Below are 22,922 nucleotides of genomic sequence, written 5' to 3'. Positions count from 1 at the left end.
TGTGCAGGCTAGTCTATAATAAGCGGAGGTAGGTTTGTTATAACGAAAGGAAGTTTAAGCATGAACTTAGAAAAAAATGTTCAAGTAAGGCAGCCAAAATACCAGCAAATTGCGGTGGACCTTGCCTCAAAAATTGTAGAAAAAAAATATCAAATTGGTGATAAAATTTACGCAAGATCTTCATTAGCTAGCCAATACAATGTATCGGCTGAAACAGCAAGAAGAGCGATAGCAGTTTTGCAAGATTTAGAAATTGTGGAAGCTTCCAAAGGTAGTGGTGTCATCATTAAATCGTATGAAATGGCGGCACGCTTTGTCCGACAATTCCAAGATGTCCAATCCGTTCATGAGCTACAAAATGAGCTTTTAATAAGTATTCAAAAGCAACAACATGAATTATTGCATTTACAGGAAAAAACGAAACAACTTATTAGTCGAACGGAACATTTCCGCTCGGTCAATCCCTTTATTCCATATCAAATTGAAATGACTGCTGAAAGCCCTTGTATTCATCAAACTTTGCAAGAATTAAATTTTTGGCAAAATACGTCTAGCACAATAGTCGGTATTCGCCGTGGAAATGAATTATTACTTTCACCTGGACCGTATGCTTCATTTGAAGAAGGAGATATTATTTATTTTATTGGCAATGACGAAAGTTTAGGCCGCGTACAGAGTTTTTTATATCCAAATTAAAAACCGCATAAGCGCTGATATAACAGCGTTTATGCGGTTTTTTTCTTATTTAGCGATTTGACAAAAGTAACAACCTTTTGTTAGTGTTAAGTTGTTACTTGTTTATTTTTGGTTATCATTATCCTCAAATAGTGTAATGAAAACGAAACAATTGTCATATGGATTTTCTTTATCTGCTTGATAGTTCGTTTTATAAAAGTAACATCTTCCCTACTATTTGAGATTGATATCTCACTGCTTATACAAGTGGGATTAGCGCACGAAAGGAGTGGTTCTATGGAAAAAATAAAAGTAGAACATGTTTCTAAAGTATTTGGTAAACATATTCCCCAAGCTTTAGAACTCGTCAAACAACAAAAAAGCAAGACAGATATTTTAAAAGAAACAGGTGCAACAGTTGGTGTATATGATGCCAGCTTTACTGTAAATGAAGGGGAAATTTTCGTTATCATGGGCTTATCAGGTAGTGGTAAATCAACGCTGATTAGACTGTTAAATCGACTTATCGAACCTACAAGCGGCAATATTTATATCGATGGAGAAAATATTTCTAAAATGGGGAAAGAAAGCTTACGAACCGCACGACGAAGCAAAATGAGTATGGTTTTTCAAAACTTCGGTTTATTCCCTCACCGTACACTTCTACAAAATACCGAATACGGCCTTGAAGTTAGAGGCATTTCAAAAGAAGAGCGCAAAGCAAAAGCGGAACAAGCTCTTGCAAATGCAGGCTTACTTGCCTATAAAGATCAATATCCAAACCAACTATCAGGCGGGATGCAGCAACGTGTAGGCTTAGCACGTGCACTCGCAAACGACCCAGAGATTTTATTAATGGATGAAGCATTTTCCGCTCTCGATCCTTTGATTCGTAAAGAAATGCAAGATGAATTACTAGATTTACAACGAACATTGAAAAAAACAATTTTATTTATCACGCATGATTTAAATGAAGCGCTTCGCATAGGTGATCGTATTGCCATAATGAAAGACGGTTCCATTATTCAAATCGGGACTGGTGAAGAAATTTTAACGAATCCAGCAAATGATTACGTAAAAACGTTCGTTGAAGATGTCGATCGCTCTAAAGTATTAACAGCTGAAAACGTGATGGTTCGACCTGTCTATGTCAATGTCGATCTTGATGGACCTACAGTAGCGCTGAAAAGAATGCGCCAAGAAACTGTTAGTTTACTGATAGCAGTTGATAAAAATCGACACTTGAAAGGCTTTATTACCGCAGATGACGCACTAGCGGCTGCTAAAAAACAGGAACAAACGGTACATTCGATTGTTCAATCCGAGATGATAACCGTTCCACCAGATATGCTTTTACAGGATATTTTAGGTTTGATTCATAATTCCCCTACTCCTATTGCAGTTGTTAAAGATGAACGCTTACTTGGTGTTCTTATCCGAGGTGTTGTTATCGAAGCACTTTCAACATTCACTGAGGAGGAAGTAACACATGAATAATTTTTTAGACAAAATTCCAACCTTACCACTTGCCCCATGGGTAGAGTCAGCTATGGACTGGTTGACGAGTAATTTTTCAGCATTCTTTGATGTGATTCAAAAATACGGAAAACTACTCATGAACCAGGTCACTGATTTATTAATTGGCATTCCCGCTATTATTCTCATTTTACTTGTCGTTATTTTAGCGTTTTTCGCTGTAGGCAAAAAATTTGGGCTCGCAAGCTTTACACTAATAGGCCTTTTATTTATTTATAACCAAGGCTTATGGGAACATCTCATGGAAACCACAACGCTTGTTTTATTTTCTAGTATAATTTCTATCATCATTGGTATACCACTTGGTATTTTAATGTCCAAGTCAAGCGTTGCCGAAAATATTATTAAACCGATTCTCGATTTCATGCAAACGATGCCTGGCTTCGTTTACTTAATTCCGGCAGTTGCCTTTTTCGGAATTGGCATTGTGCCAGGTGTATTTGCTTCCGTTATTTTTGCATTACCTCCTACTGTACGTATGACAAATCTAGGAATTCGACAAGTACCAAAAGAATTAGTGGAAGCTGCGGATTCATACGGCAGTACTGCAGGGCAAAAGTTGTTTAAGGTGGAAATTCCGCTTGCTAAATCAACAATTATGGCCGGCATTAACCAAACCGTTATGCTATCACTTTCAATGGTAGTTATTGCTTCTATGATTGGAGCACCAGGACTTGGTCGTGAAGTATTAACAGCATTGCAACGTACACAAGTAGGGAATGGTTTCGTTGCAGGTTTAGGACTCGTGATTTTCGCGATTATTATCGATCGCTTAACTCAAAGCTTTAATAGAAAGAAAGAGCTGTAAAAGAGAGCATATAGGCAAATACACATAGCGCACTACAGACGTTTTGTGTTTTGCTAAAATGCTAAATATTGAGGGAAGAAAGGAAGATTCGATGAAACTGAAATCATTATCAAAATTAGGGATGGCTTTAGGGCTTGGCTTTATGCTAGCTGCATGTAGTGAGAGCGATTCGACTAAGAATGAGGATTCGAAAGATGTAAATTTAGCCTACGTTGAGTGGGATACAGAAATCGCTTCGACTAACGTTGTCGGTCAAGTATTAGAAGACTTAGGGTATGACGTTACGTTAACACCACTTGATAACGCAATTATGTGGGAAGCTGTTTCAAAAGGTGAAGCTGATGGCATGGTCGCTGCTTGGCTTCCACATACACATGGAACACAATACGAAAAATATAAAAAAGATCTAGACGAGCTAGGTGAAAACCTTGCTGGTGCAAAAATTGGCTTAGTTGTCCCAAGCTATATGGATGTTAATTCAATTGAAGATTTAACAAATGAAGCAGATCATACAATTACAGGAATTGAGCCTGGTGCCGGCATTACGGCGGCAACTGAAAAAGCACAAGAGGAATATGATAATCTTGCAGATTGGAATCTAGTAACTTCATCATCAGGTGCTATGACAACTGCGCTATCAAAAGCCATTAAAAATAAAGAAGAAATTATCGTTACTGGCTGGTCTCCACACTGGAAATTCGCAAAATATGATTTGAAATATTTAGATGATCCAAAAGGTGTTTATGGCGGAGAAGAAACGATTAATACATTTGTTCGTAAAGGATTAAAAGAAGATCAACCAGATGTATATTCAGTATTAGATAATTTCCACTGGACATCAGAAGATTTAGAAGCTGTTATGCTAGACATTTTAAATGGTGATGATCCTAAAGATGCAGCAAAAGAATGGATTAAAAATAATCCAGATAAAGTTGCTGAATGGACGAAAGATGTAAAAGAACAATAAACAAAATTGTTTATGTGCCTGGCACTTAATATGGGCACCTAACTAAATATAAGTTTTCTATTTAGTAAAAATCCACTTCGCTTTCCGCGGACACGATGTAAGCTGCAACCCTCGCTAACGCGCAGTTTGTTGCGACTTACATTACGTGCATTCTCGCAGGAGGCTTCGTGGATTTTTACTTAGTTATCCATAAAATAATTTTCAGAATTGTTTGAGTGACTGGCACTAAGATAATAATTTTAAGGAAATGGCGGCTCCTAAAACTAGGGCAATACAAACGATTCGTCGCCAATCTTTAGATTCGTTGAAAAAGAACATACCTAACAACGCTCCCCCGGCTGCCCCAATACCTGTCCAAATGGCATAAGCTGTCCCCATCGGTAATGTTTCCATCGCAAAGGCAAGCCCTAAAAAACTAACCGTAAAAGCCACAATCATTAATACTAAATTTTTTACCGATTTTACATCATTGTATTTACTAATCATAAAAACACCCATCATTTCACAGATTCCAGCGATAACTAATGCTACCCATGCCATTATGCTTTCACCTCTTTATCCTTTGGTTCACCTGTTACAAGCTTCAAACCTACAACACCAGCGAGCAACACGACAATACATAATATTTTAGCTAGCTTCCATGGTTCTCCAAACAGCAAGCTGTCTGCGCATACTGTACCGGCAGTTCCTAGTCCTACGAATACTGCATAGACCGTCCCTACAGGTAAATGCTCACCAGCCTTAATTAATAAATAAAAGCTAATAAAAATGGCGATAGCTGTTCCAAGCCATTCTAGTATGCTTGTTGCATGCTTTAAACCAATTACCCAGCCTACCTCAAAAAAAGCTGCAACAAGGACACTAATCCATTGTTTGTTCATTTGTATTCCTCCATTTCATTATAGATATGAGACACAAAACAGCTTCAAAGTTCTTTCCTAGTTTGTAGCAAAATCTAGGGCAGTAGTATTGAAGGCAAATAAAAAAAGCCTAAAGAAACACTGTTTTTCAACAGTATCTCCCAGGCTTTTATCCTTCCGTGTCACAAAATACATTTTGTGGTTTTCTCTCGGACCAGACTAGCTATCGCTACGGAACCCTAGAAAACTATCATATCTAATTGTCATTTTAGTATAGCAAATAATTTAAAAACTTTCCACTGGTACATAGCCAACCTTCTCAACTAATGCCTGCCCCTCTGGTGACACAATCCATTCAATAAACTGCTTAACATTTTGTTTTTTTGTCCCAGTAGTCACTGCATAAAATTCCGACGTTAGCGGATATGTACCATTTCGAATATTTTCCTTCGTCGGCGCTATACCATCAATGGACAATAATTGAATTTCTTTATTGCCGACCATTTCTGTCGAGTAATACCTAAATGTAAAACCAATTGCATTTTTATAATTTCGATATTGAGATACTTCATGGATAATGCCGCCCATTCCAGATGCTACATCTTCTGCTGGCGCCTCCATTAGTGCAGTATCACCCATCATTTTTTCTAGTGTCGTTTGACTACCGCTATCAGCAGGTCGTTGGAATGCACGAATCGAGTCATTGGCACCTCCAACTTCACGCCAGTTTGTTATTTCTCCAGCGTAAATTTGTTTGATTTGTTCAAGCGATAAATTTTCAACAATATTTTTATGATGGACAAAAAAGACAAATGCTTCTCGCCCTATCGGTGTCATGTCAAATGTCAGCCCATTGATCTCCGCTATCTTAATTTGTGACTCAGAAGGCGCCGCAGCAAAAATGACATCCACATCACCTGAAATTAAATTTTGATAAGCCTCAGGCGTTCGACTTACTTTAACCTCACTATCATAATACGGGTAGTCCTTTTTTGGATATGTCGCTTCTACAAAAGCTGCATATAATGGATACATGGCCGTTGCACCATCTAAGCGTGGAAGTGGCTCCGCCAATTGTAATGATGCTTTTTTATCGTTCTTCACGACCTTATTCTGCTCTACGAATGGTTCATAGTAATACTCATTGATTTCTGCATCGACAGTAGCCATACTCATTTTATAATGATACTGAATCGGTGCAATAGAAGCGATTAAAACAGCAACACCAATAATTGTCGAAACCACTACTTTCCGCTTCTTTGTCTTAAACCAATCTAAAATTAGAAACGTATAGAGTAAAAAGAAGCTTATCGATAGCACGAAGAGAAGATATAAATAATGAATAGCACCATTTAATAATAAAGTAAAAGCAATTATTCCAGTAAAAAATAACACACCGATGAACACGAATATTAATTGCAAAACTATCATTGCCTTGTCCTCCTTCTTCCCATAATACAAAAGTGTAAAATTACACTTTTTATATTTACCTTATAAGATTTTAGTGAAAAAGGCAACAAAAATTGGTAATTAAGGTTGGAAATCTACAAGGATGCAATGCATTCAACATAATTTACAGCAAAAAAAGGAGCTTTGCAAAAGCCCCTCATCCCGAAATCGCTACCTATCCAGTATAAACCCCTTCACATGTATCCGGTGCAGGTTCATAGAAACAATGATTTTTAAATTGACCAGTGAATGGTTGCCCATACCACGTCGGAGGGCACGGAGCATATGGATTAAAGTACCAGAGGGCAAATTTCGCTGGGTGTTGCCTCCAATAGTCCAAATTCTGTTTCGCTAATCTTTTCTCAGTTTCCCTTGCTCGTTGATAAAACATATTCCCTTTTTGAACCGCTTCAAAAGAATAATTTCCGCCCTGTACCTGATAAATAACATCGTCAATTGATCTTAAATCTTTAAAATCTAAACAATTTGATACTAGGCGATTAACAATGACATTTCCAACATACAACATTCCTTGTTTTCCTTCACCTTCAGCTTCTGCTCTCATCATCCTCGCCATTAAAGCGACATCTGCATCACGGTATTTTGCTCTTGGCAATTATATCACCCCACGATTATTGTATGACAAGAAGGCAAAAATTGTGTCACTGTTCATTAAGAAGAATGCTTTTTAGCTTACCGTTGGACATTTTGGCTATTTTTAAAATAGACGCTATATTTTCTCGCATTTGTAAAACCTAATTTACTACCTAAATTAATGGAAGCACTATTATCAACATCACAATCCCAGCGTGGTTGAATTTGTTCTGCAAGACAATAATCTATAAACTGTTCAGCCACAATACCCGCTAACCCTTTTCCTCTATAATTCAAGTCGGTCACGATATCTATCTCTGCATATTTTGTTGATTTAAAAATCGAAACGCATTCGCTAATAATCTTCCCCCTATCCTTCACACAAAATCCAATTCCATTTTGAATAAAATTATCCGCAGAATCCCAATATTCATCATAGTATGCTTTATCAAACTCTAAACATTGTTGAATGTCGAATTGGTCTATTTTTGCAATATCATACTCGCAATTATCGCTTCTTCTTCTACTTTTATATTTCATTGTATCAAAAGAATAAGCATACCTTTGAATTTTCCCTACATGCTTATTAAGGCATTTTTCAATTGCCTGATCCCAAGCAGGATTAGCAGAAAATAAAGTAAATCGTTTCGCTCGATTTACAGATTCCTCAAAAAATTTAACAAGCTTCTGTATTAATAGCTCATCTATTGTTTGCCCTGTAATATAGTACAATCCTGAATCTGTTTGAATAAGCAATGATTCGTAATCGGCACAATTTGCATAAACAATTCCTTCTATAGTAGAATCCAACACACTAAATACAAACGTTGGTGCTTCTTCAAGTTTGTTCTTTATTAAACTATAATGCTCTTTTGGTACTAGAATCATTTTGCTAAAACCCCTTTATGTATATTTCAAAATACGTAAATACATTTTTTTCATAAGATATTTTATTGAATTAATAAATACGGTTAAATTCGAAGGTAAATTGTCCATTAATATAGCGTTAAAACGAATAAAAGAATCGATAATGTAAAACAAATACTCCATAACGAACCAAGTATTTTTTGATTTTTAATATTTCTATTTTGTTTTAGTTAAGATCCATTGCCTTTCCTCCATCAAACTATTAAAAGTTTCTTTTATTAATAGTTTTCTTTTTTCTTCTTTTCCATACAAAAAATAATATAATCACAACAACGAAAGTTCCGATAATACCACACATAAATGGATCAATAACGAAAAAATAGCTATCATGTAACTGATATTGCTCACTCGCTAAATGCATTAAACCATTCCTTTGCGCTCCGTTATAGCAAATCCTCAATCAAACGTTATTAATTAAAATGCCTTGAATGGCAACGAATAAGATAAATAATGCCGTACATAAAAAGAAGCCACCCCATAATAAATTTTTCGTTCTTTTATATTCTCGTAACCCTATTATTAGGAACATGACACCCATCAATACGAACATAAATGGGAATAAATAGTAATTTTCCGTAACCTTGACGTAAATACTAATTACCATAACAAGGATTGCAAAAAATAGTTGCATTAACATCAAAATATTAAACTTTTTTTCTTTCATTTTTTACCTCCCACTTAACTTCCTTCCTCAATATCATTTCATTTTTTACTTTAGTTGGTATAATATCTAGCGAACTTAAAAATTTCGTCCACAAAGGTGAAAAACTCAATTTATCCATTAGCAATATTGCTGACGTCTCAGAGGAATCCGCTGCTAGTATAGAAGAGACGACTGCTTCAACAGAAGAAACAGCTAGTCAATTGACGTTGAGATGTGTACTGAAATCCATTTCCAGTACACATCTTTTTTTGTTCATTAGGAGGTATCGGCGATTCTGGCTGTCTTATCGGCGATTTCTCGTTATTTATCGGCGATTCACACGGTTTTACCGGCGATTTCTGGTGACTTACCGGCGATTCACACGGTTTTATCGGCGATTTCTGGTGACTTACCGGCGATTCACACGGTTTTATCGGCGATTCCCTGTTCCTCCGTTATTGACCCCAAGGCTGTTCGCCATATCTTTTAAGTGCTACAACTTCACCATCATTATTTTTCAATCAATTATAAACATACTTAATTTTGTATTAGTTGTATTTTTCTAATTCGAGTTTATCGTAATACTTCTTCGATAAAGACAACTCGCGATTATCAATTAACAAATAATGTTCGCCATTTCTTTCTATAATGCTTTGCTCATCAAGTTGATAGGTGCTTTCGATTTGAACATCATTCATAGTGTAAAAACCCACTACAATTAGTCCTACAAAGATGACTAAGAAAAAGATTGTGAATATTTTACTTCTACTCATGTGCATCCACCCCCCATTAACTTTTGTAGTTAATACTTTTACGATTCAACACAAGACAAAGTTTCGAAAAATAACCAAATGTTTACAATCTCTAATAAAACTTCAGAAATGACATGCACCTCTAGCAAGCTCTCAATAGTAGAACACCCAATCATTACCCAATCAAAATTGACCTATAGAGTACGTTTTGTCTCTCCGTCAATTAAATTTACATGAACATTAAATGATGTTCCACTTTCAATATGTTTAAGAACGCCTGATAAATCGAGTAGTTCCTTTATATGAATTGATTTTTCTTGATTTGCTTCGATTGTTATACTATATGGACCAGCTACATTCATAAGTGACTCCATTCGTACTTCATCTTCCATGAAATAGGGGTCTAAAAATTCTAATTCAAATGTCACTGCTTCATTGCTTCGATTATGTAATACAAGGTTACATTCACCAGTTATTAAGTCTTCACTCACATTTTCAAAATTACATTGACCCTCCCCATCGTATGAAATGGCCATAATGCCACTCGCTAATGTTTCTTGGTAAGTCATAATGAGGAACTTTGGTAAAAATGTATATACTATGACGACTATTACTATAGTCCAGAAATGATATTTCTTCATGCCTATCACCAGTAATATAATAGCAATTAGAAACATTGCAGAACCTATTATTCCAAGTACTATGTATCCATCTTGATTGCGAATAGGAAACGACATGAATGTAGAATAAGCATCTAACATTTCATTGTTAGGAAACGGAAAATATAAGTACATGCATATACCTAAAATAACAATTGAACAAATAAGTGCGGCTTTATTTCTTATCATTTTAACACCTCCTTTTAAGACGTCTTTTGAAAACTAACACCTTTATCACGAGAAACAATTGCTCTCTTTTTGCTATTATTTATTTCTAATTCTCCTCTGCACTATCAGCAATTTCCTTTAGACTGAAACATTATCCTTGTATTTCTATTTAAAACCAATTTAATAAAAGAAGATAAGGGCTCTTCTCTAGATCAGAGTAAAGCCCTCATCGAATTATTCATGATTTTTATTACTTTTAAAGGAAACTTGATCCGCACAAATAATAAAGTCCATTAACCCCATTTCGCTTTTTTGAAGCAGGACGTGGAACTCGTAATTGTCATTTACTTTATATACTTCGTTATACAACCACCATGAATCTTCCAATAAACCATCTTGTTTTATAATTTGATAATTTTCAAAAGTGACTTCCTCTATATCTGTAAAACCACCTGTATTATCAAGGTGTAATGTTAATGACCTGTCATGCTGCACAGATTTTATAATCGTACAATCATGAAATCCAAAGTTTTCAACTATGTCTTTTTCAAATGAACTAGAAGCTTCTTTAAAATATTTTCTATATTCGGCACTTGTGGCTGTAACTGACCTTTCATTTTCCTCAGAAAATTTAGTTACCGCGCTTATAACTGTACGAGTTGCTTTATATAAAGCAAAAACTCGTATATCAGCTATCTGATTTAAAATCGTTTCTGGCAATTCGTTTTTTAAACGATGTTTATTATAGATGAAACCATCATGAAATTGTTTAATGGCCAAATTTTTATTAAAAGGTTCATATTCGTTTTGATCATCATCGTTTGATTCCAATATAGAAGAAATTTCTTCTTGTAATTCAAGCCAGCTGTTTAACTCGTTATTGTAGAGTTGTTGAAAATATTCTTCAGAAAACGTTTCAGCTTGCTTTTCTTCCTCTAAATTCAAATAAAAACTTGTTTTTTGACACAGTTCATACCATTCTTTAGTAAAATATTTCACTGAATCTCGCCTCTCTATCTAATGAAATACGGTAGCGATTTACAATTTTCTAATGTACTTATAATTCTTTCTCACATTTTATCATTATAAAATTTATAGGAGGTTTATTTTCCGCATGTTTGCTTGGCTCATCAATTTCTGTAAACTCGACTAGCCCATATTGTTCAAATTCTTGTTTTATGGAGTCAGCATCATAAAAAAACATGTTGACGCCTTCCATTACCTCAAAATAGTTTTTATCTAATTGTTTACCCTTGCCAAACATAGGGGCATTTTGTGAAACTGTTGTAAAAATCATATAGCCATTTGGCTTTAGCTGATTATAGCAATCTTGAATAAACTTCTCACGCTCATGTTTATTCAATAAGTGAATAAGGGCATAGCAAAATATACCGTCATACAGTTTATGTTCAAAAGGCATAGCAGTTACGGAACCATGAAAAATATTAATATCAAGCCCATTTTGTCTTGCCAAGTCAATCGCTGTTTGTGAAATCTCGATACCTGTTACATCGATTGCATTGTCAGTAAAAACCTTTGCATTTCTACCGTATCCAATACCTGGTATCAATATATCTTTCACATTTCTCTCAAGGAAAAAATCCTTTACAACGATTGCTGAGTCTGTCGGTTCAAATCCCCACATTGTTTGTTTTTCTATAAAGCTTGATTCCCAAAATTCCATCATATCGTATCTCCTAGCTAGTTTAATTTAGTAAAATTAAGTTTCTCTCAGCTATCACGTTAATTCAACTAATTAGCTTTGCTTTATCGTAATCGCTAATGTTCCCCATTCTTTTTCTTGTTCAGGAGAGTAAATTTCATATGTATTCAATAAGATACATCCTTCATTTTATTTTTGATTAGATAAACAGCCCGCCAAACAAATAAATAAAAGAATCCTACAATTACATAAATAGGCCAGTTGAAGCCTTGTTGTAACTGCGTAATAAAATGTTCGAACTCATCCACCCCTTTTTCTCTCCCAATGCTATTGATAATACTAATTATCGGTATAGTCATAGCAAAAATTATCGTACTATACTCAATATTGCAGCACCCAATGTTGCTAGTATAAATGTGTAATAAATAATCCAAACCCAAGTAGGAAGAGTCTCCCAATACATTTTCCCACCTCATCAATCAGTTAAGATTAAATCTGAATTTAAAACGTTTTGTCTTGTAAATATACTTAAGTTGAAATACAATCCAAAGTACAAATAATGCCGCACTTACAGTGAAACATACAATTGGGAATACATAAAACCAATCTGGAAAATAGCGATTTACAATATAATATTCCCCTGCTTTAAATCCTTCAGTTACATAAAAGAATGTAGTGAGCAAATTCTCTTTATTATCCGCATTTAACGGAAACACATGTTTAGCCTCTTTAAAATCTAAATTTAAATATTGTACATCCTGAATGCCGTCTTTTTTGACATAAATGGCAATGCTTTCTGACGTATGAAATTGTTCATTAATGGCTTCCAGCGTATGTTCGATGTTTTTAATATCATTGTCGCTAATGTTCTTTCCATTAAACTCACTAATAAAGTTATTACGAGCATCTCTGTAGTTCAATTTAGCAGAATCGGCCAAATTCAAACTTATTAATCCCAAAACTAAAAACAATGTGAATCCATAAAATAAACGCTTCGTTTTCTTGTTTAAGCCAATAAATTTCATATTCATCCCTCCACTTTTATTATTCAAACAACGAAATCTCAAAATCTTTTCCATAACAATGCACAAGCATAGCGTGTAATTGTCCTCGGTGATGGTAAATGTGCGCAACGATCTCTAACAACCATTCATAGCGTGAGTATGTTACACCCCAATAAGAGGTCATTTCCTCCTGAAGTTCATCTTCTGTATAATGCATATATTTATCTTCTAAAAAAAGATAATTTTTTATTAATCCCTCTTTCATGTCAGCTAAGTTGTTATAGGAGACACTAGCATAATATTCATCCATCTTTTCTTTGGAAGACCCGTCTGCAATAAGGGCATCCGCTTCACAAATCATTGCAATATGCTCTAATAACTCGCCAATGGAATGCTTAGTCGGTGTAGGCCTTTTATGCAAGTCGTGTTCTGCTAACTTTTCTATCATTTGAACAATTGTCGTCACAGCGACTTTGATTTGATGTAGTGCGCTCTTACAATAAATATTCATCTAATCTCCCTTTACTCTAAACACCATTGTCATAGATGTTCCGGATACTTCATATTCCTCAAAACCTAATTTTTTATAAATGTGAATTGCATGGCTATTTTCAAGATCTACACTTAAAGAAATAGATTGATATCTTTCATTAATTGCTTGATCAATTATTGCCTTCATCAACAACGTTCCTATTCCTTTTTCCCTAACTTCTTCAGCTACAGCTATTCCTAATTCAGGCGTATGCCTATCTACAAAGCCATATCCTTTATTACTTTCGTTAAACAAGCGATACCAAACAGCACCCACAGGCTTGTTATCCGTATTGAATGCAATTAATGCTATGTCTCCCTCTCTACCCCAGTTTTCATGATATTTTTTAATATGACTTGAGTTGATTAAATCCTCTTTTTTAGGTTTGTTCTCAAGAATATGGATCGATTCATAAAGCATATCGGTCAAAAAATCCAATTCATTTTTTTCAACATTTCTAATCGTAACCATGTTTATCCTCCCTAATTCTTTTGATTTTACTTCTATATAAGAAACGCTTTTTCCTTCTGTAACAAAAACGCACAATGCAGAAAAATGGCTATTTTTGCTCAGTGCGTAAAAATCTAATAATTAAAAATATTTATCAGCATATATTTAGTATAATAAATAATGAATAAAATTTTTATTGAAACGGGAGGAAATTTTTATGTCATTATCCAATTCAAAAGTCTGCATTTGGAAGCCATTTTCAACATCACCACCACCGTTTACTCCAGCTGCTCAGGCAGCATTGAACAAGCTTATATACAAAACAGATTAAGAATCTGCGAGATATAAGCTGTTTCGCAGATTCGAAGGAGTAAACGATGAAATCTAAAATTCAGTTTATTTTATCAATGATCATTTTCGGTACAATCGGTTTAGTTGTTCGAAAAATTGATCTTTCTTCGAGCGAAAGAGCTTTACTAAGCAGTTTTATAGGGTGCTTATTTTTAACGGTAATTTTTTTTATAATGAAGAAAAAAATATCATGGCATTTAGTGAAGTCGAATGCATCTATTTTAATTTTTTCCAGTATTGCATTAGGGGGGAATTGGGTTTTTCTTTACCAATCCTATGACCATACGACAATTGCCAACGCAACACTTGGCTACTACTTTGCACCGGTGTTTGTGATGATTCTTTCTCCAATTATACTGAAAGAACAATTGTCACTTAAAAAAGTAGTTTGTATTATGGTCGCGATTATCGGGTTAGTTTTGATTGTAGGGGAAGGTCTGAGTGCATCTAAAACGGATGATCTCCTCGGACTCTTTTATGGATTAGTTGCAGCTGCTTTTTACGCTGCTTTATTACTATTAAATAAATTTATTAAAGATATGGAAAAACTGGAGCTGACAATTATTCAGCTTGGCACAACTGCTATACTTCTTATGCCTTATGTGTTCTTTACTTCTGGCTTTGGCATGTTGAATGTAGCGAGTTCTTCGATCCCTTTTATTTTTATATTAGGAATCTTTAATACGGGGATTGGGTTTTGGTTATTCTTTTCTGGTATGGAAAAACTTAAAGGGCAAAGTATTGCGATGTTAAGCTATGTTGATCCATTTGTAGCTATATTAGTTTCGGCTTTACTACTGCATGAGCAAATGACAGTGCTTCAAATGCTCGGTGGTGCATTACTATTAGTCTCAACTTTTGTTAGCGAAATAAAATCACTTAAATTTTTGAAACAATAAATATCGTCATACACAGTGGGAAGTATTTCATTCCCACTGTTTTTTTATTACACGCTTTTATGAATTAAAAATTACCAAAGTAAATCATTTAAAAATGTCAGAATATCTTTGTTCACGTTATTTTTGTCTATGCCCAATGTCATTAAATGTTTAGAGTTCGGATACCCTTTCATCGATTTATGCTGCGTCGCTACGTTTTGAAAAATTATATCTGCACTGTCTTTATACAATGAATCATCTAATGCACCATATAAAATACTGATTGGTGACGTTACAAGTGCTAATTGTTCCATCGTTTTTTGAATGAGGTGTTGAAACTCAACTAATGAATCGATTGACATATTTTGCAATCGTGTTATTTCTGCGTTTATTTGGTTTTCATTTTTTTCTTCAAGTTGTTTATAGCCTTTTGCATAATGAAAAACACGCTTTTGTAGAAAAGCAGCTTCCCTACGTATTGGCACTGACATTGTCACAACACCAGTTACCTCCAGTTCTTGCGCAACTTTTAATGCAAGTACACCACCAAGAGAAAGGCCAACAACGGCTATTTTTTCATAGCCTTCATCCTTCAATAACTGGTAACCGCCTAGTACATCTTGCCACCAATTTGTCGGTCTATATGTGAGTAGCTCTTCTGCTGTTAAACCATGTCCTCTGTATAATGGTGCATAGCAAGTATAATTGTTTTGTTGCAAAAACTTCCCTAACTTTTTCATATCAATCGTATTACTTGTAAAAGAGTGTAATAGTAAAACTGCCTTATCACCACCTTTATAGAAAAATGGCTTAGGGGGTACTATTTTCATCATTATTGAATACCTCACTAACGTATGCTTAGACTTTCATTAATTAAATTAGAGTATAACATCTATTGTTGATTTAACGACAAGTGAAAAAGGAGAATTCCCCTCTTTAGTAGGAAATTCCCCTTTCGTATTAGTGTTACTTCTTCGGCTGTAAATCCTCAATGGAGTCTATATCCATATATTCAGGAACGACAAATCCATTTTTTGTTCCTTTTAAGTTTTCACCTAAATCATCGAAGTCATCTTTATATTTTTCATAAAAAGAGCTATGTGTTGTTGGTAACCAAGCGGCTACCGTTGCATCAGCTACGCCTGTAGCGATTGCTTGAAACATAATGGCAGGATCTACTGGTGTAATTGTGACAGTGTATCCGAGGTCTTCTAATACTGCCTGTAGTACACTACTTGAAGCTCTTTCTGAATCCCACGGAGTAGAAGCTAATTCAATTTCTTTTCCGCTTACTTTTTTCGCATCTTTCGTCCATTCATTTACCTTTTCTTGGTTTTCTTCTATCCATTTGTCTGCTGCTTCTTCAAATGAACTTGTTTGTGCTTCAAACATTACAGCTTCCATATCTTCTGGTTCCCAGTAGAATCTATCCAGTATTGTATATGCATCAGGTAGGTCTTTTTCCAAACCTTTACGTGCAAGTGTATTAATATTTTCCGATCCACCTAATGTCCCTTGAGGATCTTCCAAAAATTTTAAATCATAAGATGAAAACATCCAATGTGGTGTCCATCCAGTAATAATAATTGGCTCTTCATTTCGAATAGCCTGCTCTAAAGAGCCTAACATCCCAGGCGTTGAACTTTGTTCAAGTTCCCAGCCTTTTAAGTTTTCATATTCCTCTATAGTTTTTTCCGCAAGCTCAGTCAACCCGGCTCCTGGTTCAATTCCAATAATCTTATAATCTACTTGTTCCCCTATACTTGGCGCATTGCCTGTTGAATTGCCATCTTCTTTTTTACTATCCCCATCACCACACCCCGTTAAAAGTAGCATAGTGGCTAATCCTAAAGTGAGTCCTACCGATTTCAATTTCATCTTTTTTCTTCCCCCTAGTTTGAAAACTTAGCGTTTCATTGTCTTCCTAAGAAACCCTTTATTTAATTTTTTTTACTCAGCTACCAAAAGTAACAACTTGATTTTATCAACAGGTTGTTACTTTTGTCAAACGACTCCCTTACTAGAGATACCCATTTTTGCACATTCACTAACATAATCATTGACAAAAAGAGCCTTTAAATTGGCTCTCATTTCTTTATTCCAAAAAAATAATAATAGTACATTTATAAGAATCGTTTTTCATAGTATATTTCCATAATTTATTTAATAAATGAAATGAATGAATTAAAATAAAGGTAAAAGTTGGCGGAAAGATTATTGGTTAGGAGAAGTGAGATGTGGAAAGATTTGAATAGAAATTTAATAGCAAATATATTTTTATTTGTGGGAAGCATTTTATTATTATTAAAATTAATATTTGTAATGGGGTATTTTCACGAGGTTCGAGTAAACTATGGTACTTATATTAATGTATATATAATTTTCTTTTTCATTGGTGTCATCTTGAAGTCAATAGGAAAGAAGAAAGTGAAATAACGGTAGAATTAATCATTAAATTTTTTTCATTAAGAATTTTTCTATAATTTTTTACAATGTCCTCTCTCTAATAGCAATTCTAAAGGGAAGATGCCTCGATGATCTATACACCAAGGCGTTTATTGAAGAACAAACATTATTATAACGTGGTGGCTTATTCCATTTAATTATCTCTACACCTCTTACATCCACTTCTCCAAGGCTTAATATATGCGGAAACCAAACTCTTTTGATAAATAATGCCGCTCCTATTTAAAAACGTTCAACAATCTCTTCTCGTGTATACTCATCGAGCCAATCGCCGTATTTTTCATATAAAGGGAAGATGGTTTCCTTATTCGTTGCGATGACCTCACATCCTCTATCATCATAAATAAAAAAGACCACATTTTTAGTGATATTTATAAAAAATACATCTGGATAGTTTGCAACTGAACGGAATTTTGGTTTTAAAGGGAAATCTTCATTACACGCTGCTTTAGTAAGTAATGGATATTTAATATCTTGTTTGCGGCACTTTAAAGAAAAGCGCGATGTATAATAATCATCTGTCTCCTCATCAAATACATTTGGCAACGTTTCTTGACTTAAACGAAGTTTTACATCTTTATTTTTTAAATAGTGATTATAAACATTTATTCTATTCATTTCGCAAGACTTGTACTGATAAACATTCGTAACAAGAAAAATTTCATCTGAATCAGAGAAAAGTTCGTTGAAAATAGACAATACCTGACTATACACGCAATCAAACATCTCGTAATTGAGACTACCATCGTCTTTAAATTGATACATTCCAGCTCCTAATTCAAAGTGAATACCTATGTCCCATTGTTGATAAAGACTAGGCACTAACGTAAGCCCTGGAAATGTACTAGTTAAATATTGACCTAAATCTATCGTTGTTCACTCCATTCTTTTTATTGTTTTTTAACGCACCATTAGCACAAAAAGAAAGGACCAAAAAAATGGTCCTTACTCATTTCAATATTCTATCATCCTATCACTCGGTAAGATATTTTATTACTGCCATTTCCTTACCGAACTGATGACCTTCATCCATAAACCCTAGACTCGCATATAAATTATGTGCACCCAAATTTTCAGGATGATAACCTACAACAACTTTTTTTGAATTCGGTAATTTTGCCATCTCTGTAAGCATTAATTTAGTTGCTGCTTTACCGATACCCTTGCCTTGGAATTCCTTATCCACCATTATTCTATATACCCAATAACCATCAAGTTCTTCTTGAACAGAATTGTACATTAAAAAGCCGACCACTTTTTCATTTAAATAAATTGCATATGGCTTTAAAGTAGGCTCAAACTTTGACTGAGCTATTGATATAGCATTGGATTCGATGTATTTTTTTTGTTCTGTTGCTATCTCTAATTCACAACAGTCATACCAGTTTTCTGCATTTAATTCTACGATTTTCACATTTTCTTTAATCATAATTTTCCCCTTTCAAAATGCGGGGAAACGTCAAAGTTAATAAGTCGTTATCCCCTTATAGCCATTAATTTTATAAAATTTCGTATTTGTCATAATGAACGCCTCCTCTAACTACGACTACCTAAAATTATAACTATACATTTTTAGGCTTTTTTATTATACCATTTTTTTCATAATAATCCTTTTGCACTAAACTTTAGTAAGAACCCCGTTAATTCAAAATGGATATGTTGGAGATAATATTTTGAGGACTTTAGTTATTCCATTCTTTCCTAACAAAGGCCATTGCGCTTTCAACAGTTGAGACATCCTTATCGAGCCAACTTTCACCCATTTCTCTTACTAACGAGTGAAAAAATCCTATTTTACTAACAATTTTTACATAATCCAGTAATACATTTATAACACCATCATTTAACCCCAACTCTTGTAGATCCTTAACTAGTTCTACATCATCCTGAGAACCAACACCATTGAGATTTTTAAGATAATCAATTGGTGTCGAAGAACGAACCTTTTTAATATACCATTCATCGTAACTCATCCCTGTTTTAGCTTTAAACCTTTCTTCTCCTTTTGCTTTCCATTCCTCAAGTGTTATTCCGTGTACTTCTTTAAATCGTTCTTCAGTAGTCGTGCCGTATATTACTTCGCCAATTATTTTCTTATATCGTTTTTTATCATTACTCATCTATTTCACCCCTTTTCGACCTTACTTTCTTCTTGAACTAACCTATTCGTTAGTTCAAGAAAGAAAAAAGAGCTGCCGGAGCAACCCATAATCTATCATTAACGCCCCTTTATTGAAAAGCTTACTTTCCTTTTAATTGTTTGGCATTGATAAAAAAGGTAGATCCAATTAAAAATAGGCCTAAACAAACGAACATCGATATCCCCGAATATTTATCATTAAATATTGTAGTGTTTATCAAATTAACTACCATCATTAGTACAAGTGTTACATATAAGCCTTTAATGTATTTCACAAGTAAAACCTCCTCATAGTTAAAGAGAGCTCGCATATTGTTAAAGATTTTATCTAGATTGAGTAAAGATAATAAAACCTACAATTAAAATCGCAAAAATCCCTAAACCTTTATAGACATATTGGATGTAATTTTTACGGTAAGTATACTCGCCTTCTCTAATTGCTTTTAAATATTGACCATTCCCTATGTGGATTGCAATTGCAGTATCTGGATCTATTCCATCAATTGAATAATATTTCGTTCCTTTTGGATATGCATTTGAAAAGTTGCCTTCATATTGTTCCATATCTGAATACTTTGTGACTTCACCAATTTCTTTATTAATCTTTTCTACATATTCATCACTAATTACATAAATATAAGCATCCCAAACAACGAAAGGATATGCCCAGCTTGTTGCCTTTGCTTTACACGGAAAAAATGAAAAGACCACAATCGCAGTAAATAATATAAGTTTTGAATACCTCAAGTATTACACTCCCTCAATATATTTACTGATTAGACGATTAAAATTTAATTTAGTTATAAATAATTCCATAAATACAAATGATCATCACTTAACCTTCTATTAGAAAAAAAGAGCTGCCGTAGCAACTCATTGGTCGTTAAATAACACAATTATTATAGGTATTTTCTCCACTCTTGCCATGCTTCCAAGTAAGCATCTAGGTCGTGTGGATGTACTTGAATACATACGCCAATACGTGTGTATAATTGAAAAAGCACCTCGTCCACAAGCCGGTCCTTTGAAAATGAAGAATCGCTATTCCACAACGCAAACGATGACAAGAGTGTATTCATAGTTAAGCTATCCAGTGAAGAGCAAAAAGCATAAGTAAAATCATAAATTTTTGGCCCAATTAGCGGTGACGGATCTATAACACCGTTGATTTTATTATCCAAAAATACAAAATTGTGAACACTCGTATCACCATGTAATTAATACTTCTCTTCTTGGGTATGATGAGCACTTAATTTTTTTACCAACATCCCTACTCTCATATGGTCATCTTTTGGTAGTTTTTCTTCTATGCTCTTTTGAGCAAATACTAAACTACTCTCATTAAATTCTGACCAATATTTTCTATGTAGTCCATTGACCCTTCCCCATGGAATGTCTTTGTTTACTCGTTGGTATGAATTAAATAACTCTTTTATTAAAACTTCCATCCAATCCAATTTAGATCCTCGATTAACATGTGTTTCTCCAGAAAACTAAGAGTAGACAATAAATTCTTTGTTTACGTCTGTATAAAGAACATCAGGCAATAGCTTTACATCACGATATGCGGATAGAAAATCATTAGTTGCAGTAATAATGGCTGGGTTATCTATTTTTATTACAAAGGTCGGCGTATTGTTAATGCAGAGCGTAAATAATACGCCATTCGTCGTTCCGCTTTTTAACGTTTTTAATGTTAGACGATCATTACTTATCAAACCTTTATTTATTAGTATTTTAATGACTTCATTTATTTTCTCCATCTTCCATCCCTCATTGATAATGTTCGAGGTACTTACCCTTTTCAAATATTTCTTTTGCGTTTAGGGCAGTCCATTCCTCTGGCGTTACATTTGGGTGTAATTTAAGATAGGATTTAACCATTTTATAGCCCTCACTGTAGCCATATGAATATAGTAGGTCATCCCCTCCAAAATTAATTTCTTGTGACCGCTTTAAGTTAGTACTATTTAAATCTCCTACAACTTTTGACCAGTTAGCTTTGTCGTATGCAGAGTACAATATATTATCATAATCATTAGGATAATCAGGATAAACTAAATTACTAAACATAACTGCTTTCCCTTCCAAAACCATGTTATCCAAAACCGTGAATTGCATACCTTTTTTTACATACTTCTCAGCCCAAATACTATGATGATATTCGTGAGATATGCCAATTCCTATATCCTCTTCCGTATAATCTTTATTGTATAGCACTGTGATTTTCCCCGCCCCCACCGTTATCATATAAGCGTTTACATTAGTGGCAGGAAAAACGCATACAGTCGTTTCTTTTTCGGACGGAATAAGGTCTGAAGATTTAAAAAGAGCTTCTTTTATAAGCTTTTCTGTTTCTTCCCTATCAATTTTTCCACTCAATAATTGATTTTCTGTTAATTGGTCGGGCGCTACGTTTAGTGCATAATGTGCCATATGAAGATATTCGCCATTGTCAAAACAATCACTATAGATTGGTTCAATAACCTCTTCTTTATAAATTTCTTGTTTTGATTGTTTAGGGTTACTTTCAACCTTATCTTGATAGTTGTCATAAAGTTTATAGGCATTGATTATTTTATACTTTTGCTTTGATTGAGGGTGTTCAAAAGATGTAACGATACTTTCTACATCTTCTTTTTTATGAGATTCCTCTGTTTGTGTACAGGAAGCAAGCGTTAGAATTGTGCATATTAGTATAAATACTGTAACTATTCTCGGTAATTTTATCAATAAAATACAACCTTCCAAAAAAAATATATTTTAAATAAATTTTACCATATTTTCATATAAATTTATTATTTCTTGTGTGGGAATTAACATATGTTCCGAATATCTTCCCACCCGTAAGCAAGTTCATCTAGTTTTTTGCCTGCAATCTGAATTTCAACAGTATCTATCTTTTTTCCGCCAAGTGCTTCATAAAATCGATGAAAACTATTATCTTTCAAGACAAGCACAAGTATAGAACGCAATCCCATTGCTTTAATTTCTTCTACGATCGCTGTAACAAGTGCTCTCCCAATCCCCTGTCCTTGACATTCTTTCAAAAGATAAATGGCATATAGCTCCCCTTCAAACTCAAGATATTTACCGCTTCTTTCTTTACCGCCCGAAGAAAAACCAATAATTTGTCCTTCATTATTTTCCGCTACAAATACAACGTCATTTGAAATATTCTTTATCCATAGCTGTTCTCGATTTTCATACGATAAATTTGTTAAGTATTCATCAGGAACGATGTTAGCATATGTTGTTCTCCAACTGTCGACATGTACTTTTGCTATTGCTTTCGCATCTGGTTCTGTTGCTTTTCTAATCTTAAAATTTTTATTCATACGATACGTCACTCCAATGGAGGTTGATATGTTCTTATAGTAGTGATTTACGCAGGTTTTGT

30 protein-coding genes and 1 riboswitch are annotated in these 22,922 nt (G+C 34.3%); of the genes, 5 read left to right on the top strand and 25 right to left on the bottom strand.

Going from position 1 to position 22,922, the window contains the following annotated elements:
• Window positions 1-60: 60 nt before the first annotated feature.
• The 4 genes from ACQKNX_RS00735 to ACQKNX_RS00720 all read left to right on the top strand — a co-directional run bounded on the left by ACQKNX_RS00735 (window position 61) and on the right by ACQKNX_RS00720 (window position 3,986).
• A complete protein-coding gene (locus tag ACQKNX_RS00735) occupies window positions 61-696 on the top strand; it encodes a TrkA C-terminal domain-containing protein (protein WP_427427122.1) in 636 nt (211 codons plus the stop codon).
• Between the two features lie 276 nt (window positions 697-972).
• A complete protein-coding gene (locus ACQKNX_RS00730) occupies window positions 973-2,172 on the top strand; it encodes a quaternary amine ABC transporter ATP-binding protein (RefSeq protein WP_427427121.1) in 1,200 nt (399 codons plus the stop codon).
• Window positions 2,165-3,019, top strand: coding sequence for an ABC transporter permease (locus ACQKNX_RS00725; protein ID WP_340825464.1), 855 nt, complete (start codon window positions 2,165-2,167; stop codon window positions 3,017-3,019). Before ACQKNX_RS00730 ends, ACQKNX_RS00725 begins: the two co-directional genes overlap by 8 nt.
• Window positions 3,020-3,110: 91 nt before the next feature.
• Window positions 3,111-3,986: a glycine betaine ABC transporter substrate-binding protein gene (locus ACQKNX_RS00720; protein ID WP_427427120.1), complete on the top strand. Its 876-nt coding sequence runs from the start codon at window positions 3,111-3,113 to the stop codon at window positions 3,984-3,986.
• Between the two features lie 225 nt (window positions 3,987-4,211).
• On the opposite strand, the gene ACQKNX_RS00715 is transcribed toward ACQKNX_RS00720, so the two are convergent.
• From ACQKNX_RS00715 to ACQKNX_RS00650, 14 genes are all read right to left on the bottom strand, one after another.
• Window positions 4,212-4,526 (bottom strand): DMT family transporter, encoded by a 315-nt coding sequence (locus tag ACQKNX_RS00715; protein WP_427427119.1) that lies wholly within the window; start codon window positions 4,524-4,526, stop codon window positions 4,212-4,214.
• Window positions 4,526-4,867 (bottom strand): DMT family transporter, encoded by a 342-nt coding sequence (locus ACQKNX_RS00710; RefSeq protein WP_173478319.1) that lies wholly within the window; start codon window positions 4,865-4,867, stop codon window positions 4,526-4,528. The genes ACQKNX_RS00715 and ACQKNX_RS00710 overlap by 1 nt, the downstream gene beginning before the upstream one ends.
• A 135-nt stretch (window positions 4,868-5,002) precedes the next feature.
• Window positions 5,003-5,100, bottom strand: a riboswitch (guanidine-I (ykkC/yxkD leader).
• Between the two features lie 31 nt (window positions 5,101-5,131).
• Window positions 5,132-6,277 carry a PstS family phosphate ABC transporter substrate-binding protein gene (locus tag ACQKNX_RS00705; RefSeq protein WP_427427118.1) on the bottom strand — a complete coding sequence of 382 codons (1,146 nt, stop codon included), beginning with the start codon at window positions 6,275-6,277 and terminating at the stop codon, window positions 5,132-5,134.
• 193 nt (window positions 6,278-6,470) lie between these two features.
• On the bottom strand, window positions 6,471-6,911 hold the full coding sequence (locus ACQKNX_RS00700; protein WP_340825471.1) for a cell wall hydrolase: 441 nt from the start codon (window positions 6,909-6,911) through the stop codon (window positions 6,471-6,473).
• 77 nt (window positions 6,912-6,988) lie between these two features.
• Window positions 6,989-7,777, bottom strand: a complete 789-nt coding sequence (locus tag ACQKNX_RS00695) for a GNAT family N-acetyltransferase (RefSeq protein ID WP_427427117.1) — start codon at window positions 7,775-7,777, stop codon at window positions 6,989-6,991.
• Window positions 7,778-8,216: 439 nt separating this feature from the next.
• Window positions 8,217-8,480 carry a DUF3953 domain-containing protein gene (locus ACQKNX_RS00690; protein ID WP_427427116.1) on the bottom strand — a complete coding sequence of 88 codons (264 nt, stop codon included), beginning with the start codon at window positions 8,478-8,480 and terminating at the stop codon, window positions 8,217-8,219.
• Window positions 8,481-9,007: 527 nt separating this feature from the next.
• Window positions 9,008-9,232, bottom strand: a complete 225-nt coding sequence (locus ACQKNX_RS00685) for a hypothetical protein (RefSeq protein WP_427427115.1) — start codon at window positions 9,230-9,232, stop codon at window positions 9,008-9,010.
• A gap of 173 nt (window positions 9,233-9,405) precedes the next feature.
• Window positions 9,406-10,059 carry a hypothetical protein gene (locus ACQKNX_RS00680; RefSeq protein ID WP_427427114.1) on the bottom strand — a complete coding sequence of 218 codons (654 nt, stop codon included), beginning with the start codon at window positions 10,057-10,059 and terminating at the stop codon, window positions 9,406-9,408.
• A gap of 213 nt (window positions 10,060-10,272) precedes the next feature.
• Window positions 10,273-11,037, bottom strand: coding sequence for a DUF4085 family protein (locus tag ACQKNX_RS00675; protein WP_427427113.1), 765 nt, complete (start codon window positions 11,035-11,037; stop codon window positions 10,273-10,275).
• A 58-nt stretch (window positions 11,038-11,095) separates the two neighbouring features.
• Window positions 11,096-11,725 (bottom strand): class I SAM-dependent methyltransferase, encoded by a 630-nt coding sequence (locus ACQKNX_RS00670; RefSeq protein WP_427427112.1) that lies wholly within the window; start codon window positions 11,723-11,725, stop codon window positions 11,096-11,098.
• Window positions 11,726-11,868: 143 nt separating this feature from the next.
• A complete protein-coding gene (locus ACQKNX_RS00665) occupies window positions 11,869-12,009 on the bottom strand; it encodes a hypothetical protein (RefSeq protein ID WP_427427111.1) in 141 nt (46 codons plus the stop codon).
• Between the two features lie 171 nt (window positions 12,010-12,180).
• The gene (locus ACQKNX_RS00660) at window positions 12,181-12,726 is read right to left on the bottom strand and encodes a hypothetical protein (protein ID WP_427427110.1); all 546 of its coding nucleotides are present in this window, start codon (window positions 12,724-12,726) and stop codon (window positions 12,181-12,183) included.
• Window positions 12,727-12,745: 19 nt separating this feature from the next.
• Entirely contained in the window at window positions 12,746-13,216 is a 471-nt protein-coding gene (locus tag ACQKNX_RS00655; protein ID WP_427427109.1) for a DinB family protein, read from the bottom strand.
• Window positions 13,217-13,708 (bottom strand): N-acetyltransferase family protein, encoded by a 492-nt coding sequence (locus ACQKNX_RS00650; protein WP_427427108.1) that lies wholly within the window; start codon window positions 13,706-13,708, stop codon window positions 13,217-13,219.
• Between the two features lie 356 nt (window positions 13,709-14,064).
• Here ACQKNX_RS00650 and ACQKNX_RS00645 point away from each other — a divergent pair, with 356 nt between their 5' ends.
• Window positions 14,065-14,937, top strand: coding sequence for a DMT family transporter (locus tag ACQKNX_RS00645; RefSeq protein WP_427427107.1), 873 nt, complete (start codon window positions 14,065-14,067; stop codon window positions 14,935-14,937).
• A gap of 71 nt (window positions 14,938-15,008) precedes the next feature.
• On the opposite strand, the gene ACQKNX_RS00640 is transcribed toward ACQKNX_RS00645, so the two are convergent.
• The 11 genes from ACQKNX_RS00640 to ACQKNX_RS00590 form a co-directional block, all read right to left on the bottom strand.
• Complete coding sequence (locus ACQKNX_RS00640) at window positions 15,009-15,749, bottom strand: alpha/beta hydrolase (protein WP_427427106.1); 741 nt, start codon at window positions 15,747-15,749, stop codon at window positions 15,009-15,011.
• A gap of 133 nt (window positions 15,750-15,882) precedes the next feature.
• On the bottom strand, window positions 15,883-16,794 hold the full coding sequence (locus tag ACQKNX_RS00635) for a glycine betaine ABC transporter substrate-binding protein (protein ID WP_427427105.1): 912 nt from the start codon (window positions 16,792-16,794) through the stop codon (window positions 15,883-15,885).
• An 810-nt stretch (window positions 16,795-17,604) separates the two neighbouring features.
• Window positions 17,605-18,252, bottom strand: coding sequence for a DUF3885 domain-containing protein (locus ACQKNX_RS00630; RefSeq protein ID WP_427428242.1), 648 nt, complete (start codon window positions 18,250-18,252; stop codon window positions 17,605-17,607).
• Between the two features lie 103 nt (window positions 18,253-18,355).
• Window positions 18,356-18,811, bottom strand: a complete 456-nt coding sequence (locus ACQKNX_RS00625) for a GNAT family N-acetyltransferase (RefSeq protein WP_427427104.1) — start codon at window positions 18,809-18,811, stop codon at window positions 18,356-18,358.
• A gap of 253 nt (window positions 18,812-19,064) precedes the next feature.
• On the bottom strand, window positions 19,065-19,502 hold the full coding sequence (locus ACQKNX_RS00620; protein WP_427427103.1) for a hypothetical protein: 438 nt from the start codon (window positions 19,500-19,502) through the stop codon (window positions 19,065-19,067).
• Between the two features lie 121 nt (window positions 19,503-19,623).
• Window positions 19,624-19,797, bottom strand: coding sequence for a hypothetical protein (locus ACQKNX_RS00615; protein WP_427427102.1), 174 nt, complete (start codon window positions 19,795-19,797; stop codon window positions 19,624-19,626).
• A gap of 49 nt (window positions 19,798-19,846) precedes the next feature.
• Window positions 19,847-20,269: a hypothetical protein gene (locus tag ACQKNX_RS00610; RefSeq protein WP_427427101.1), complete on the bottom strand. Its 423-nt coding sequence runs from the start codon at window positions 20,267-20,269 to the stop codon at window positions 19,847-19,849.
• A gap of 470 nt (window positions 20,270-20,739) precedes the next feature.
• Entirely contained in the window at window positions 20,740-20,979 is a 240-nt protein-coding gene (locus tag ACQKNX_RS00605) for a hypothetical protein (RefSeq protein WP_427427100.1), read from the bottom strand.
• Window positions 20,980-21,015: 36 nt separating this feature from the next.
• Entirely contained in the window at window positions 21,016-21,285 is a 270-nt protein-coding gene (locus ACQKNX_RS00600) for a hypothetical protein (protein WP_427427099.1), read from the bottom strand.
• 10 nt (window positions 21,286-21,295) lie between these two features.
• Entirely contained in the window at window positions 21,296-22,255 is a 960-nt protein-coding gene (locus ACQKNX_RS00595) for a DUF2268 domain-containing putative Zn-dependent protease (protein WP_427427098.1), read from the bottom strand.
• A gap of 83 nt (window positions 22,256-22,338) precedes the next feature.
• Window positions 22,339-22,860: an N-acetyltransferase family protein gene (locus tag ACQKNX_RS00590; RefSeq protein ID WP_427427097.1), complete on the bottom strand. Its 522-nt coding sequence runs from the start codon at window positions 22,858-22,860 to the stop codon at window positions 22,339-22,341.
• Between the last annotated feature and the right edge of the window lie 62 nt (window positions 22,861-22,922).

Source organism: Lysinibacillus sp. NPDC093712, from assembly GCF_050280025.1.
Taxonomy (GTDB): domain Bacteria; phylum Bacillota; class Bacilli; order Bacillales_A; family Planococcaceae; genus Lysinibacillus.
This window is presented reverse-complemented; position numbering and strand designations above follow the sequence as displayed.